This window comes from Microbacterium stercoris (genome assembly GCF_017592545.1).
GTDB lineage: Bacteria > Actinomycetota > Actinomycetes > Actinomycetales > Microbacteriaceae > Microbacterium > Microbacterium stercoris.
In genome coordinates this window covers 121348-137468 of sequence record NZ_JAGFOA010000006.1, presented here as the reverse complement: position 1 = coordinate 137468, position 16121 = coordinate 121348, and the positions used below count along the sequence as shown (strand labels likewise).

At 70.9% G+C, this 16121-nt stretch carries 9 protein-coding genes; 7 read left to right on the top strand and 2 right to left on the bottom strand.

The genetic code is table 11. The features are described 5' to 3' along the window. Positions 1-4: 4 nt before the first annotated feature. The gene (locus tag J5V96_RS14355) at positions 5-2095 is read right to left on the bottom strand and encodes a RecQ family ATP-dependent DNA helicase (RefSeq protein WP_208504549.1); all 2091 of its coding nucleotides are present in this window, start codon (positions 2093-2095) and stop codon (positions 5-7) included. A gap of 137 nt (positions 2096-2232) precedes the next feature. On the opposite strand from J5V96_RS14355, the gene zapE reads away from it, so the two are divergent. The 6 genes from zapE to J5V96_RS14330 all read left to right on the top strand — a co-directional run bounded on the left by zapE (position 2233) and on the right by J5V96_RS14330 (position 8938). Continuing rightward, a complete protein-coding gene (gene zapE, locus J5V96_RS14350) occupies positions 2233-3219 on the top strand; it encodes a cell division protein ZapE (RefSeq protein ID WP_208504547.1) in 987 nt (328 codons plus the stop codon). 55 nt (positions 3220-3274) lie between these two features. Further along, positions 3275-4198 carry a LysR family transcriptional regulator gene (locus J5V96_RS14345; RefSeq protein WP_208504539.1) on the top strand — a complete coding sequence of 308 codons (924 nt, stop codon included), beginning with the start codon at positions 3275-3277 and terminating at the stop codon, positions 4196-4198. Positions 4199-4342: 144 nt separating this feature from the next. After that, positions 4343-5731, top strand: a complete 1389-nt coding sequence (locus tag J5V96_RS17120; protein ID WP_236014825.1) for an MFS transporter — start codon at positions 4343-4345, stop codon at positions 5729-5731. Further along, positions 5728-6516, top strand: a complete 789-nt coding sequence (locus J5V96_RS17115; RefSeq protein WP_307793661.1) for a 3-hydroxybutyrate dehydrogenase — start codon at positions 5728-5730, stop codon at positions 6514-6516. The genes J5V96_RS17120 and J5V96_RS17115 overlap by 4 nt, the downstream gene beginning before the upstream one ends. Positions 6517-6554: 38 nt before the next feature. Beyond that, positions 6555-7649 (top strand): LOG family protein, encoded by a 1095-nt coding sequence (locus tag J5V96_RS14335; protein WP_208504537.1) that lies wholly within the window; start codon positions 6555-6557, stop codon positions 7647-7649. A gap of 29 nt (positions 7650-7678) precedes the next feature. Further along, the gene (locus tag J5V96_RS14330) at positions 7679-8938 is read left to right on the top strand and encodes an MFS transporter (protein WP_208504851.1); all 1260 of its coding nucleotides are present in this window, start codon (positions 7679-7681) and stop codon (positions 8936-8938) included. A 31-nt stretch (positions 8939-8969) separates the two neighbouring features. On the opposite strand, the gene pulA is transcribed toward J5V96_RS14330, so the two are convergent. Continuing rightward, positions 8970-14684 carry a pullulanase-type alpha-1,6-glucosidase gene (gene pulA / locus J5V96_RS14325; protein WP_307793660.1) on the bottom strand — a complete coding sequence of 1905 codons (5715 nt, stop codon included), beginning with the start codon at positions 14682-14684 and terminating at the stop codon, positions 8970-8972. A gap of 144 nt (positions 14685-14828) precedes the next feature. On the opposite strand from pulA, the gene J5V96_RS14320 reads away from it, so the two are divergent. Next, complete coding sequence (locus J5V96_RS14320; protein WP_307793659.1) at positions 14829-16076, top strand: low temperature requirement protein A; 1248 nt, start codon at positions 14829-14831, stop codon at positions 16074-16076. Positions 16077-16121 lie beyond the last annotated feature (45 nt).

Genomic DNA, 16121 nt, shown 5'->3' with positions numbered 1-16121 from the left:
CGCATCATCCGCGCAGGGCGAGCGCGAACGGGAGCACCGTGCCCGCGCCGGCGCGTCGCAGCTCCCGCGCGGCGACCGTGAGGGTCCAGCGACTGTCGGCGAGATCGTCCACGAGCAGGATCGGACCCGCCGGCAGGTGCAGCGACGAGGCGTCGAACCGACCGTGCAGATCGGCGACACGGAATGCGCTGTTGCCGCCGGGTCGGCCCGCCGGAGCACCCGGATCGGCGGCGAGTTCGCCGAGGAAGGGAAGGCGGCCGATGCCGGCGATGCCCTCGGCCAGCGAGGCCACCAGCCGCGGGCGCGTTCGCGAGGGCACCGCGACGACCGCGACGGGGCGCTCGGACCAGCCCCAGCCGGCGAGGACCCGCACACACGCGTCGAGCAGACGCGCAGGCACCTCCTGATCGGGGCTGCCTGCCGCGAACAGCTCGCGCAGCGCGCCGCCCCAGCCGAGGTCGGTGAGGCGGGCCAGCGCGCGGCCCTCCTCTGCCTGCTCGCCCTGCGGGATGCGTCCGGAGAGCGGCACCCCGAGGCTCGCCAGCCCCGACGGCCACTGGCGCCGCGGCTCGATCGGGACTCCCACGCGGTCGAGCGCCGACGCGGCCTCACTCGCCTGGGCGCGGCCGATCTCGGCCGTCAGCCAGGGCCCCGCGCAGTTGTCGCAGCGACCGCACGGCACCGCGGTGGCGTCATCGAGACGGCGCTGGAGGAACTCCATCCGGCACTCGGTTGTGGTCTCGTAGGCGAGCATGTCGTCCTGCTCGGCCCGCCGCGCCGCCGAGATGCGGGCGTAGCGCTCGGCGTCGTACGTCCAGGGTTCGCCCGTCGCCACCCATCCACCGCGCTCGCGGCGCACCGCCCCGTCGACATCGAGCACCTTCAGGAGGAGCTCGAGCGGCGTGCGGCGGATGTCGACCTGCGCCTCGAGCGCCGGCGTGGAGAGCGGCCCGCTCGACGCGGCGAGCGCTGCGAGGACGCGCTCGGCGCGATCCTGATCAGGCATGGAGGCCGTGGCGAAGTAGTGCCAGATGTCCCTGTCCTCGGGCCCGGGAAGGAGGATCACGTCGGCGGAGTCGGTGGCGCGTCCCGCGCGGCCGACCTGCTGGTAGTAGGCGACGGGCGAACTCGGCGCGCCGAGGTGCAGGACGAACCCGAGATCGGGCTTGTCGAAGCCCATGCCGAGGGCGCTGGTCGCGACGAGAGCCTTGACCTCGTTGCGCTTGAGCATGCCCTCCGACTCCGCGCGCTCATCCGCATCGCTCTGCCCCGTGTAGGCGCGCACGTGATGGCCGTGCTCGTTGAGGAATCGGGCGGTGTCGACGGCGGCGGCCACGGTCAGGGTGTAGATGATGCCCGACCCGGGCAGCTCGTCGAGATGGGACAGCAGCCACGCGAGGCGGGCCGTGGCGTCGGGCAGCCGCAGCACCCCGAGACGCAGCGAGGCGCGGGCGAGCGGACCGCGGATGGTGGTGACGTCGTGCGAGCCGAGCTGGTCGACCACGTCTTCGACCACCCGGCTGTTGGCGGTCGCGGTGGTGGCGAGCACAGGCACGGACGGCGGCATCTGGGCGATGAGATCGCGAAGGCGACGATAGTCGGGTCGGAAGTCGTGCCCCCAGTCGCTGATGCAGTGCGCCTCGTCGACCACGAGCATGCCGATGCGCCGCACGAGTGTCGGCAGCTGCTCGTCGCGGAACGACGGGTTGTTGAGCCGCTCGGGAGAGACCAGCAGCACGTCCACCTCGTCGCGGTCGAGCTGGGCGAGCACCTCGGCCCACTCGTGCGCGTTGGTCGAGTTGATGGCCACCGCCCGCACTCCGGCACGCGCAGCCGCCTCGACCTGGTCGCGCATCAGGGCGATGAGCGGCGAGACGAGCACGGTCGGCCCGGCTCCCCGATCGCGCAGCAGGCGCGTGGCGACGAAGTACACCGCGGACTTGCCCCATCCGGTGCGCTGCACCACCAGCGCGCGGCGTCGCTCGCCGACGAGCGCGGCGATGGCCTCGAACTGCCCCTCGTGGAACACCGCGTCGTCCCGGCCCACCAGGCGACGAAGGGCGGCCAGGGCCTCGGTCTGCAGCGCGTCGGTCATGCACCCAGCCTCGCAGGAGCCTCCGACATCCCTCGCATGTGCGCGCACAGATGGCAGGTCCTGCGGGTGCTTCGCCGTCGAAGCACCCACCCCGCCTCGCCTCGCCGAGGCCGGGAGGGAACGGCAGACTGGAGCGGATGTCCTCCCCCGCCGCCGCCCTCCGCCCCGTGTTCCCGGGGCTGACGGAGCGCGCGTTCGAGGAGGCGGCGGGCGCGTGCGGCTTCGAGCTGGGCGCCGCTCAGCGGGGCGCGGTGCGCGTGCTCGCGGCCCCGGAGCGGAGGAACCTGTACCTGCACGGCCCGGCGGGGCGGGGCAAGACGTGGCTGATGGACGTGGCCTTCGCCTCGGCTGACACCGAGCACAAGCGACGGGTGCATTTCCACGACTTCTTCCCCGCGCTGCACGCCGCGATCTTCCGTCACCACCACCGGCTCGACGCCGCGCTCGATGAGCTCGTCGGCGACCTCGAGCTGCTGTGCTTCGACGAGTTCCACGTGCACGACGTCGCCGACGGGGTGCTGGTGCGCCGGTTGCTGTCTGCCCTCGCCGAACGCGACATCGCCACCGTGCTCACCTCGAACTACTCCCCCGAGAGTCTCCTGCCCGACCCGCGGTTCCACGGGTCCTTCCTGCCCGCGATCGCGGAGATCCGGGAGCGCTTCGAGGTGGTGCGGGTCGACGACGGAGCGGATCACCGTGAGAGCGGCCTCGCTCGCGGCGGGTTCGCGAGCGGACGGTGGATCGCTGGGGACACGTCCGGCGCAGACGACGAGAGCGAGCTGATCCGGATCGGCGACCGCGACGTCGAGATCGGAGCGCTGACGGCGGGAGAGCTGCGGGCGACGTTCGCGCAGCTGTGCGAGCGACCGCTCGGAGCGTCCGACTACGCGCGGCTGGCGGATCGCGCAGGGCGATGGCAGCTCACGCGCATTCCGCCGCTCGAGACGGTGTCGGCGCCGGCAGCCCAGCGCTTCGCGAACCTCGTGGACGTCGCCGCCGACCGGGGTGTGACGATCCGGTTCGGCGCCTCCGGCTCGTTCGAGCGCCTCGCCGACGCCCCCGTGCCGCCGCTCGACCTGCCGCGCACGCTCAGCCGGCTGCGGTCGCTGCGCGGGGCCGACTGAGGCGCATCACCGAGATCGTCCTCGCCGGACGACGGGCCGGCGGTAGCGTGGCCTCGTGTCCGCATCGCCCAGCGCAGCGCCGTCGGCCGACCAGCTGCTCGTGCTGCTCGCCGTCGCCCGAACCGGCCGCTTCACAACCGCGGCACAGGCGCTCGGTCTGACCCACACGACGGTCAGCCGCAACATCGCCGCTCTCGAGACCGCCCTCGGCGGTCGGCTGCTGCTGCGGGGAGCGGACGGATGGGCGCTCACCCCCCTCGGCGAGCGCGCCGCGCGCGCCGCGGAGGGGGTCGCCGCCGCGCTCGAGCGGCTCACCGAGGGCGAGGGGCCGACCGATCCGGTGACGGGGGTCGTGCGCATGACCACAACGGATGGCTTCGCCGCGCTGATCGCGGCGCCCGCGGTCGCGGCCCTGCGGGAGGAGCATCCGCACCTCACGGTGGAGATCGTGACGCTCACGCGCCGCGCGGCGCTTCACCGCACCGGCGTCGACATCGAAGTGGTGGTCGGAACGCCCCAGGTCAATCGCGGCCGCTCGCTGAGACTCGGAGAGTACGAGCTGGGGCTCTACGGCTCCCGGAGCTACCTCTCGCGTCACGGCACCCCGCGATCGGCCGCAGAGGCTGCCGAGCACGGTCTTGTGTACTTCGTCGACTCGATGCTGCAGGTCGACGATCTCGACCTGCCGCGGCGGCTGCTGCCCGGCATGCGCGACGCACTCACCTCCACGAACGTGTTCGTGCACGTCGAGGCCACGCGCGCGGGAGCGGGACTCGGGATCCTCCCCTGCTTCGTCGCCGACAGGCACCCCGACCTCGTGCGCCTCCTGCCCGAGGAGGTGCGTGACCGGCTGCCCTATCACGCCGTCGTGGACCCGGAATCGTGGCGGCGCCCGGCGGTCGCCGCCCTGCTCGACGAGCTGCGTCGCCAGATGGCGCGACAGCGTGGCGCCCTGGAGGGTCTCGGCGTCTCGCAGTGACATCCATGTGCGATTTCGCACATCAGGTGTGCCACAATGCGCGTTGCCTGCACATCCTGAGACTGCAACACTCGCTCTCGTCCAGCGCCGCCGACGAGGTCGGCGCCGGGGTCAATGACGACATCCCGAAGGGAAACGACGGCAATGAGCCAGTCACGCAGCGCCGCGGCGCGCACGCAATCCGGCACCGAGCCCTCGGTGCTCCGCAAGATCGTCGCCGCCTCGATGGCGGGGACCATCGTCGAGTGGTACGACTTCTTCCTCTACGCCACGGCATCGGCCCTCGTGTTCTCGAAGGTGCTCCTGCCTCAGATGGGCAACGTGTACGACGCGATCATCGCGGCCTTCGTCACGTACGCCATCGGCTTCCTGGCCCGCCCGCTCGGCGGCGTGGTGTTCGGACACATCGGCGATCGCCTGGGCCGCAAGCACACCCTGCAGCTGACCATCATGCTCATCGGCGTGGCGACCGTGCTGATGGGATGCCTCCCGACGTATCAGCAGATCGGTGTCTGGGCGCCGATCCTGCTCGTTGTGCTGCGCTTCGTGCAGGGTCTCGCCCTGGGCGGCGAGTGGGGAGGAGCCGTGCTTCTCGTCGCCGAGCACGCGCCGACCTCGCGCCGCGCGACCTGGGCCGCCTGGCCGCAGGCCGCCGTGCCCGTGGGCAACCTGCTCGCCACGCTCGTGCTCACCCTGATGGCCAACGTGCTGTCGGACGAGGCGTTTATGGCCTGGGGCTGGCGGGTGGCGTTCTGGCTCTCGGCCGTGGTGGTGATCGTCGGGTACTGGATCCGTCGCTCCGTCTCGGAGGCACCCGTGTTCGAGGCGGCGCGGGCCGAGCAGGCGCACGGCCAGGCGATGGGCTTCGGCGTGGTGGAGGTGCTGAAGAAGCGGCCGCTCGGCGTGCTGAAGGGCATGGGCCTGCGCTTCGCGGAGAACATCATGTATTACCTGGTGGTGACCTTCTCGATCGTGTACCTGACCGAGGACCAGGGCATGGAGAAGGGCCCGCTCCTCACCCTGATCGCAATCGCCCACGCGAGCCACTTCGTGGTGATCCTTCTCGTCGGACGTCTGGCGGACGGCGCCGGCCGCAAGCCCGTCTACCTCGCCGGCGCGCTGCTCGGCGCAACGTGGGGCTTCTGGGCCTTCCCTCTGCTCGATACCAAGGTGGATGGTCTGATCCTCCTGGCCCTGATCGCCGGACTCGCGATCCACGCGCTGATGTACGCCTCGCAGCCGGCCGTGATGGCGGAGATGTTCCCGACCCGCATGCGCTACTCGGGCATCTCGATCTCGTACCAGGTGACGTCGATCTTCGCCGGATCGCTCGCTCCCCTGCTCGCGACCCAGTGGCTCAAGGACACCGGCTCCTGGATGAACACCGCCATCTACCTCGCCGTGGCGGGCCTCGTCACCGCCGGCGTTGTGCTGACCCTCAAGGAGACGAAGGGGACGTCGCTCGAGGAGCTCGACGCGATCGACGCCGCCGAGACGCGGGCAGCCGAGCGCAGCGAGGTGACGACGGCGTGAGCGAGACGGTCAGCGGGGTGCACGCCGAGCGCCCCCCGGAGCGAACGCTCGGCGGGCGGAAGGCCCTCGTCACGGGAGGCGGATCCGGCATCGGCGCGGCGATCGCGCGAGAGCTCGCGGCGCGCGGCGCGCAGGTGATCGTGGCCGACGTCGCGGCCGACGCCGCGCACGCCGTGGCACAGGAGATCGGCGGCACGGCCTGGGAGGTCGATCTCGCCGACACCGAGGCGCTCGATGACCTCGTGCTGGATGTCGACGTGCTCGTCAACAACGCGGGCATCCAGCGGGTCAGCCCCATCGAGGACTTCGAGCCCGACGCGTTCCGGCGGATCCACTCGATCATGCTGGTCGCCCCCTTCCTGCTCGTGCGCGCGGCACTGCCCCACATGTACGCGCAGGGCTGGGGCCGCATCGTCAACATCTCGAGCGTGCACGGGCTCGTCGCCTCGCCCTTCAAGAGCGCCTATGTGTCGGCCAAGCACGGCCTGGAGGGCCTCAGCAAGGTGACCGCGCTGGAGGGCGGCCCGAAGGGCGTCACGAGCGTGTGCATCAACCCCGGATACGTGCGCACACCGCTCGTGGAGAAGCAGATCGCCGAGCAGGCCGCGGTGCACGGCGCGGCCGAGGAGGACGTGATCGATGACATCCTGCTGCGAGAGGCGGCGGTGAAGCGACTGCTCGAGCCACGCGAGGTCGCCTCTCTCGTCGGATGGCTCACGGGCCCCGACGGCGCCATGGTGTCCGGCGCGTCCTGGGCGATGGACGGGGGCTGGTCGGCGAGGTGACCCGGTCCGGGGCGCACCCGATCCGGCAGACTTGACGGATGACGCACCGGGCCGGACGGATCATCACCATCGAATCGACCGCGGAGCTGGACCGTCGACTCGCCCGCGGCGCGCGGCACCTGCGCGGATGGCGGCTGGTGGGACTCGACCTGCGGGGGCGGGCGGATGAGCTCGATGCGCTCGACACGTCGCGCACGACGTTCGCCGGGTGCACGTTCGCCCCCGGCGACGCCGACCTGCACGCCGCCCGCGGGGCGCTGGTGCTGCCCGAGGTCGATGCAGCACCTATCGATCCCCATCGCGACACGCTCTACACGGCCGATGAGCTGTATGACGAGCGCGACTACCGCCGCGCCCTCGACGGCCGTGCCTTCGCGTGGTCGCAGAGGGCGGAGCGGGACGCCATCCTCGCGCGCGCCCTGCACGACGACGGCATCGACCAGGCGCTGACCGATTGGACGGCCACGCGCCGGCTGGTGGGGGTGATGGGCGGGCACGCGATGCGGCGCGGCGACGCCGACTTCGCGGGCGCCGCGCGCCTGGGCCGCGCCCTCGGATCGACCTTCACAGTCGCCACCGGCGGAGGACCGGGCGCGATGGAGGCCGCCAATCTCGGAGCCCGCTTCGCGGGGGCCGAGCAGGCCGTGCTCGACCGTGCGCTGGACGTGCTCGCGGTGGCCCCGTCGTACCGCCCCTCGGTCGACGCCTGGGTGGCATCCGCGCGCGAGGTGCTCGCCGAGCTGCACGACGTGCCGTCGGTCGACACGCTCGGGGTGCCCACCTGGCACTACGGCCACGAGCCGCCGAACCTGTTCGCGACCGCGATCGCGAAGTACTTCCGCAACGCCCTCCGCGAGGCGATCCTGCTCCAGGTGTGCGGGTCGGGCATCGTCTTCCTGCCCGGGGCCGGCGGCACCGTGCAGGAGATCTTCCAGGACGCGTGCGAGAACTACTACGCCGCGGAGGACGCCATCGCGCCGATGGTCCTCGTCGATGTGAAGCACTGGACCGAGGATCTCCCCGCCTGGCCGCTGCTGCAGGCGCTGGCCGCGGGCCGTCCGATGGAGGGGCACATCCATCTCGTCGATTCGGTCGACGAGGCCGCCGCCCTCATCCTGGAGGGCGCCGCGTGAGCGCACCCCAGGTCTCGCCGTCATGGCGCATGTGGCTGATGTGGGGCATCGGCGTGGCCGGCTACGTGCTCTCGGTCACCAACCGCACGTCGCTCTCGGCCGTGGGCATCGACGCGCAGCACCGTTTCGACGCCGATGCCTCGACGCTTGCCATGTTCGCCGTGCTGCAGCTGGCGGTCTACGGGTTCATGCAGCTTCCGGTGGGCGTGTGGCTCGACAAGTGGGGAGCCCGGCCCATCATGGCGATCGGCATGGTGCTAATGGCGGTGGGTCAGGTCGTGATGGCCTTCTCGCCCAGCGTGGGCGTGGCGATCGCCGCGCGCATGCTGCTGGGAGCCGGCGACGCCGCCATCTTCCCCAGTGTGCTGCGCCTCGTCGCCGTGTGGTTCCCGGCCCAGCGATCGTCGGTGATGATGCAGCTCACCGGCATCTGCGGCCAGCTCGGGCAGGTCATCGCACTGGTGCCCGTGCCGTTCCTCCTGCACGCGACGAGCTGGGAGGTGACGTTCGGATCCCTCGCGGGCGGCGCGATCGTGTTCTCGGTGCTGATCGCCGCGGCGGTGCGCAACCACCCGGCGCAGATGACCGAGGACGTCTCGGTCAACACCGATACCGGCGCGATCACCGTCGTGACGAGCCAGGTCGACACGCGGGTCGGCATCCGCGCCGCGTGGGAGCATCCGGGCACCCGCCTCGCGTTCTGGACGCACTTCACCACGCCGTTCGCGGGGTCGGCGTTCCTGATGCTGTGGGGCATCCCGTTCCTCACCGCCGCGGAGGGCTTCTCGATCGGCCAGGCCTCGGCGATCACGTCGGTCTTCGTCGGCGCGGGCATCGTGATCGGTCCGATCGTGGGCGCGTTCTCGGCGCGCCACCCGAAGCGGCGCTCGCGGTTCCTCGTGCTGCCGGCGGTCTACGCGCAGATCGTCGTGTGGGGCGCGGTGCTGCTGTGGCCCTCCCCCGTGCCCGCGTGGCTGCTCGTGCTGCTGATGGTCGCGCTCGCGATGGGCGGCCCCGCATCGATGGTCGCGTTCGACTTCGCGCGCGCCTTCAATCCTGCGCATCGGCTCAGCACCGCCACCGGCATCACCAACGTCGGCGGCTTCCTGGCCGGGCTGCTGGCGATCCTCTTCATCGGCATCGCCATGGATGTGCAGGGCGCGTCCCGACCCGAGCTGTACACCGACACCGCGTTCCGGTGGGCCTTCGCGACGCAGGTGCCGCTGTGGATCCTCGGCATCGCGATGATCATCCGCGAGCGCGCGATGATCGCGCGGCGGTCAGGGTAGGAGTCCCGGGAGGGCTGCTCCCGGGCTCCTCCTACCGGACGGGCTGGGTGAAGACCGCGACCGTCCGGGCCGGGATCGTCACCGTCGCCGTGCGCGCGTCCCAGGTCGCGGTCTTGACCACCGGATCCGATCCCTTCGCCTGCGCGGCCGTGAGCGCGAACCGGCGGCCCTGCAGGCCGTCGATTCTCTGCGTGAGCGGCTCGGGCGACGCGTTGAAGACGACGAGCGCCCCGTCGAGCTTCTTGTCGGCGCTCTTGCCGATCGTGTCGTCGATCAGCATCACCAGGGATCCGGGTGCCTCCGAGGCCGGGAAGGACACCTTCTGCTGGATCAGCTGCGCGGATCCGAGGCGGAGCAGGCCCACCTCCGAGCGCACCCGCAGCAGGTCGAGCGCGGCCGCCTCGGCGGAGGCGATGTCGGTGGCGCCCGGCTTGAGGGCCGGGTTCTCCAGCAGGGGCTTCATCACGCCCCACTTGGCGCCGTTGTCGGCCTTCGGAGGCAGCCCCGAGCCGAAGGTCGACTCCTTGCCGCTCCAGTCGATGCGGTTGAACCAGTCGCCCGAGTCGTAGCTGTTGCGGTCGAGCGACTTCGACCGCAGCAGCTCAGTGCCCGCATGCCAGAACGACACCGACTGCGAGAGCGTCACCGTGGCCAGCGACAGCGTGTTCATCCGGACTCGGTCGGCCATCGGCGTCGTCACCGGCAGCTTCAGCACCGACAGGTCGTACAGCGTCTCGTTGTCGTGCGCGTCGACGTAGTTGATCACCTCACCGGGCTCAGCCGCGTAGCCGGCCGGGGAACCGCGGTAGTCCAGCTCGTCGCCGCGGTGCACCGCGCCGTCCGAGGCGAGCAGCTCGTACGAGGCGAGGTTTCCCGCCAGTCCCAGCTTGACGAGATCGGTCTCGTGTCCGAGGTCGGCCAGCGCCTGCTCCGGCGTGCCGTTGATGGGGTCGCCGTTCGGATCCGTCGCCAGTCCCGTGCCGAACCCCTGACGGAACGTCGAGGAGGAGTCGACGGGGCTGCCGCCGTGCACCGCATCACGCAGCCGGTCGTTGAACGTGCCGATGCCCGTGCCGCCGAGGTTGCCCTGCGTGGCCTGCTCGAACAGCGCGTCTCCCGCGACCTCTCCGAAGTCCCAGCCCTCGCCGTAGAGGTACACGCTCTTGCCGTCGACACCGTCCTTCTTCAGGGTGAGCGCATCGAGCGCGTCGCGGATCGCCGCCATGTTGGCGGTCGAGTGGTGGCCCATCAGATCGAAGCGGAAGCCGTCGACCTTGTAGTCGCGCGCCCAGGTGACGACCGAGTCGACCATCAGCTTCTGTGCGGCGGCGTGCTCGGTGGCGACGTTCTGGCAGCACGTCGAGGTCTCCACCCCGCCCGCGGCGTTGAGGCGGTGGTAGTAGCCGGGCACCACGCGGTCGAGCACCGAGCGCTCGGCCTGGCCGGAGGCGGCGGTGTGGTTGAACACCTGGTCGAGCACGACCTCGAGGCCCATGCCGTGGAGGGCACCCACCATCGAGCGGAACTCGGCGACGCGCGCGCCGCCCTCCGGATCCGTCGCGTACGAGCCCTCCGGAACCGAGTAGTGGTACGGGTCGTAGCCCCAGTTGAAGCCGTCCTGACCCGCGACCGCCGAGGTGCGGGCCTGCTGCTCCTCGGACGCCGGCCCGAAGGAGGCGAGGTCGCCCTCGGGCGTCTTCTGCGCGGCGCGGTCCTCCTCGATCGTCGCGATGTCGAACGAGGGCAGCAGGTGCACCGTGGTGATGCCCGCGTCGGCGAGCTGGCGCAGCTGCTTCGTGCCGTCGGACGTGCGGGCGAACGCCCGGTACGTGCCGCGCTCGGCCTCGGGCACGGTCTCGTCCGTGATCGAGAAGTCGCGGATGTGGAGCTCGTAGATCGCGCGGTCCACGTCCTTCTCGACCTCGGGCGCCTTCTGCGTGGTCCACTGCTTCGGCGCCCATTCCTTGTCGGAGAGGTCGATCGCGACCGAGCGCTCGGAGTTCAGGGTGAGGGCCAGGGAGTAGGGGTCGGTGACGAGGTTGGTCTCGATCTTCCCGGTGGTCGGCGCGAACACCCGCACCTCCCAGAGGTACTCGTCGCCCTTCGCCTTCTTGTCGCCCGACACCCGCCAGACGCCGGTCTCGTCGTCGAACGATGCCTCGTGGCGCACGGGATCGCCGTCGGCGCCGGCCTCCCAGGTGAGCAGGGTCGCGGCCTGCGCGGTCGGCGCCCACAGACGGAAGGTCGGCCGCTTCTTGTCGAAGGTGACGCCGAGCTCCACCTCCTCGAGCGCCGCGGCATAGAGGTCATCGAGCACACCCGGGATCTGCACACCCGTGAACGCCGTCAGCGCGCCGTCCGCCGTGCGCTGCGACACGGCGAGCTGACCTCGCACCAGGTCGGCGGCATCGCCGTCGACCTCCAAGGCGAGGTACGACGCGAGGGCCGGGAAGCGCTGCTTCTGCTCGGCGGTGAGGCCCCCGGCGATCGGCGAGAGCGCGAGCTCCTCGCCGCCGGCGATCTCGTCGCCCTCCTGGGCGAGAGACGCGTCGGCCGACGCGTGCAGGGCGTAGACGGCATCCTGCGGCTGGCCGAGGTCGGACGGCCACGCGATGGTGTGCGCGTCGATCCAGTGCGCGCGCTGCTCGCCGGTGCCGGCCAGCGGCGGCTCGCCCGCCTCGACCTGCAGCACGTGAGTCGCGAGGGTGTAGGTGAACTGCACAAGCGCTCCCTCCTCGACGCTGAACGCGATGTTCGCGCCGCCCGCGGCTCCATCCTGGCCGTAGTTCTCGTCCCACGTGCGGCCGTGCGCGACCTTCGCCTCGTACGACCCGGCGGGGACGCCGGCGAGAGCGAGCTCGTAGACGCCGTCGCGGTCGCCGTCGGAGAGCAGCGATCCGAGGCAGTCGGGCGCCCAGTCGCCGGGGCATCCGATCTCGTCCTGGAAGCTGCCGGGCACCGTGATCACCGGGCCCTCGGCGGTGGACTGGACGACGTTCGAACGCGGATCGAAGAGGAACGTGATCGGACCGCCCGCGTGGTGGATCGCGAAGTTCGCGCCGTCGCGCACACCGCCCACGCCGTAGTTGATCGCCCAGGATCCGTCGATGGCGACCTTGTACTCGTAGTCGCCGGCCGGCAGGTCGAAGGTGCCCTCGTAGACGCCGCCGTCCCGCAGGGTGAGCCGGACCGCCTCGCAGGCCGGATCCCAGTCGCCCGCGCAGCCAAGCTCGGAGTTCAGGCTTCCCGGGACCGTGACCATCGAGATCGGGGTCTCGGGCTCCTCCTCCACCTCGAGCGAGACCGCGTTGCCGACCGATGCGTACGTCGAGGCTGCCGAGCGGTGGCCCGCAGCGTCGGTGACGACCGCGCGGTACTCCACGAGCGTGCCGTCGGCCAGGCCCGCGATGTCGTGGAAGACGCGCGGCGTGGTGTCCTCCGCCGTGCCGAGCGGCTTCCACTCGTCGGAGCCGGCGACGCGCCACGCGAAGCTCGTCTCGATCCAGCCGTCACCCGCGACGTCGGCCGAGACAGCGGCTTGGCCGGCGAGACCGGCCCCCGCGGCGGGCGCGCTCAGCGTGACGACGGGCGCCTCGGCGCCGACCGTCACCGTCTTGTCGGCGCGGTAGACGACCGCGCCGAGTGCCGGGACGGTGACGTCGACGGATCCGGATCCGTCACTCGCGACCGCGGCGTCGGCTCCGTAGAGCGGGGCGAAGGACGCGTCGGCGGTGAGCGCCGGCACCGTGACCGTGCGCTCCTGCTCGGCGTTGTTGACGGCCACGAGGTACTCGACCTTGTCGTCGCGGTCGACCCGCGAGAAGGCGTAGACGCCCGCGCCGTCGTCGGCGTAGCGCTCGATCTGGGCACCGGTGGCGAGGGCCGGGTGCTCGTCGCGCAGTTCGGCCAGCGCGGAGATGTGCGTGTAGAGCGGGGCATCGGTCGCGTAGCGGTCGACCGATCCGGCGTTCTCGCCCGTCACCAGCGGCTGGTCGGCGTACGAGGCCACCTGGGTCGCGAAGAGCGACTGCCGGGCGTCCTTGTCGCCGCCCGTGCCCGCGAAGCCCTGCTCGTCGCCGTAGTAGATGACCGGCTGGCCGCGGGTGAGGTACATCAGCTCGTGCGCGAGCTCGTCGCGCTGCAGCGCCTCTCCCGTGCTCAGCAGGAAGCTGCCCACGCGGCCCATGTCGTGATTGCCGAGGAAGGTCGGCAGCGACGCGGCCGACGTGTCCGGGGTCGTGTAGCGGTCATCCCCCGCGAACAGGCCCTGCAGCGTCTTGGCCGAGTTGCCCGCCGAGTAGCCCACGGCGGACGACTGGAACGCGAAGTCGAGCACCGAGTTGACGTCGGTGTCTCGCACGTAGGGCGACAGCTTCACCGGATCGGCGTCGTAGACCTCGCCGAACATAAAGAAGTCGGGCTTGCCGTGCGCGTGCGCATAGTCGAGCACCTGGGTTGACCACTGCTGCCAGAACTCGAAGTTCACGTGCTTCATGGTGTCGATGCGGAAGCCGTCGATGCCGAGGTCGATCCACTGGTCGTAGACATCGACTAAGCCGTTCACCACCGTCGGATGCTCGGTCATGAGGTCGTCCAGACCCGAGAAGTCGCCATAGGTGACCGACTCTCCCGACCAGGTCGAGTCGCCGCGGTTGTGGTACAGCGTCGGGTCGTTGAGCCACGCGGGCGTCTTGGCGTCGGGGTCGGTGACGACGGGCGTGTACGGGAAGGAGGTGGCCGCGTCGAGCGCCGGGAAGTCACCCGTGCCCGCGTAGTCGGCCGGGTCGAACACGGTGCCCGAGGCGTCCTTGTAGGGCGCGGTGGCCTGGTCGATGTACGCGTACTGCTTCTGCGCGTAGTCGATGACGTCGGCGGTGTGGTTCGTGATGATGTCGAAGTACACCTTGATGCCGCGCGCGTGCGCCTCGTCGATCAGGGCGTCGAGCTCCTCGTTGCTGCCGAGGTGGGGATCGATCCGGGTGAAGTCCGTCACCCAGTAGCCGTGATAGCCGGCGCTCGCGTTCGCCCCCTCCCCCTGCACCGGCTTGTTGGCGAAGCTGGGCGTCAGCCACAGCGCCGTGGTGCCGAGTCCTTCGATGTAGTCGAGGTTCGCGCGCAGTCCCGCGATGTCGCCGCCCTGGTAGAAGCCCTTGTCGGTCGGATCGAAGCCGTGTGCGAGTCGGTCGCCCGCGATCCCGCCGGTGTCGTTGGCCGTGTCGCCGTTGGCGAAGCGGTCGGTCATCACGAAGTAGAACCGCTCGTCGCCACCGGCCTGGCGCGCGGGAGCCGCGGCGAGCGCGGCGTCCGACTCGGTGTAGCCGCCCGGGAGATCCTCGACCGCGACGCCGACGCGATGCGTGGTGTCGTCGAAGGTGAAGCGCAGCGTGGCGGGGCCTGCGACGGTGAGGGGGATGTTGTCTGCCCCGCCGTTCAAGCCGTACGCCTCATCCCACGCGTCGTTGAGCGCCACCTTGTACTCGTAGGAGCCTGCGGGCACCTCGAACTCCGCCGAGTAGATGCCGTCCGTGCTCGTGGGGGCGAGCTCGGTCGCCGCGCAGTCGGGCGCCCAGTCGGCGGCGCAGCCGAGCTCTGACTGCAGGCTGCCCACGAGGGCGGGCGAGCGGTCGGCTGCGACGGCCGGCAGGATCGGCACGATCGCGCCCGACAGTGCCAGGGTGGCGGTCGTCAGCAGGGCCGGCAGTGCGCGTCGCGAGGTTCGGGCACGCACGGGAGTCGTCTTCGACACGTCATCTCCATTGATGATCACGAGTGGGGGAACGCCGGGGCGTCTCGGTGAAAGTAGCAATCGGATCGGCATACTGCAAGCGCTTACAGTTCTTACATTCGCGAATGGAACGGCTTGCAGTCCGGCGTCTGCCACGATGATCCGGTGACGCACGACGCCCTTCCCCTCCACCACCGGCCGCGACGCATGGTGGGCCGCGACATCGGCGAGCGCCATCGCGCCGCCACACCCCTCGAGCTGCTGTTCGATCTCACCTTCGTCGTGGCGTTCAGTCAGGCCGGATCGCAGGCCGCGCACCTGCTGGAGCTCGGGCACTGGGGCGCCGCGATCACGGGCTTCGTTCTCGGCGTGTTCGGCGTGATCTGGGCATGGATCAACTACACCTGGCTCGCCTCGGCCTTCGACAACGACGACCTCTGGTTCCGCCTCGCGACCTTCGTGCAGATGGTGGGTGTGATCCTGCTGGCGCTCGGCATCCCGGCGCTGTTCCATTCCATCGACGAAGGTCACCACCTCGACAACGTGCTGCTCGTGGCCGGGTACATCGTGATGCGCATCGCGGGCATCGCGCTGTGGCTGAGGGTCGCCCGCCAGGATCCGGCCCACCGCGGCGCCGCCCTGCGCTACGCGGGGCTGGTGGGGCTGATGCAGATCGGCTGGATCGTGCTCCTCGTCATCGATCCGCCCCTGGTTGTCGCGGTCACCCTGTTCGTCGTGCTCGGCGGACTCGAGATGCTCGTGCCGATGACGGCCGAGGGCGGCGGCCGCAGCACCCCGTGGCACCCGCACCACATCGCCGAGCGGTACAGCCTGCTCACGATCATCACGCTCGGCGAGGTCGTGCTCGGCACGGTGCTGTCTGTCTCGGCGGTCGTCGAGGAGGAGGGGTGGTCGCTGGTCGCCGGCGTCGTCGCGTTCGGCGGCACCGCCCTCGCGTTCGGCCTGTGGTGGGTCTATTTCATGATGCCGTCGGCGCAGGTGCTGTCGGTGCGCCGCGAGCGGTCGTTCGCGTGGGGGTACGGCCACATCGCGATCTTCGCCTCGATCGCCGCCACCGGGGCGGGCCTGCACGTCGCGGCCTACGCGATCCGCGACGAGGCGCACATCGACGACATCGCCGCGCTCCTCACCGTGGCGATCCCCGTGGGCGTCTTCGTGGTGGCGCTCTACGTCATCTACACCGTGCTGCTGCGGGCGTTCGACCCGTTCCACCTGCTGCTGTTCGGCGGCACCGTCCTCGTGCTGATCGCGGCGGTGGCCGCGGTCGCGCTCGGCGCACCGCTGAGCCTCGGGATCGGGATCGTGGCCCTGGCACCGATCGTGTCGGTCATCGGATACGAGACGGTCGGGCACCGGCATCAGGCCGCGCTCCTCGAGGAGCTGCGCGCCTAGCCGTCGCCGCCCGCTCGCGCAAGGTTCACGCGAATGTCGGCGGTG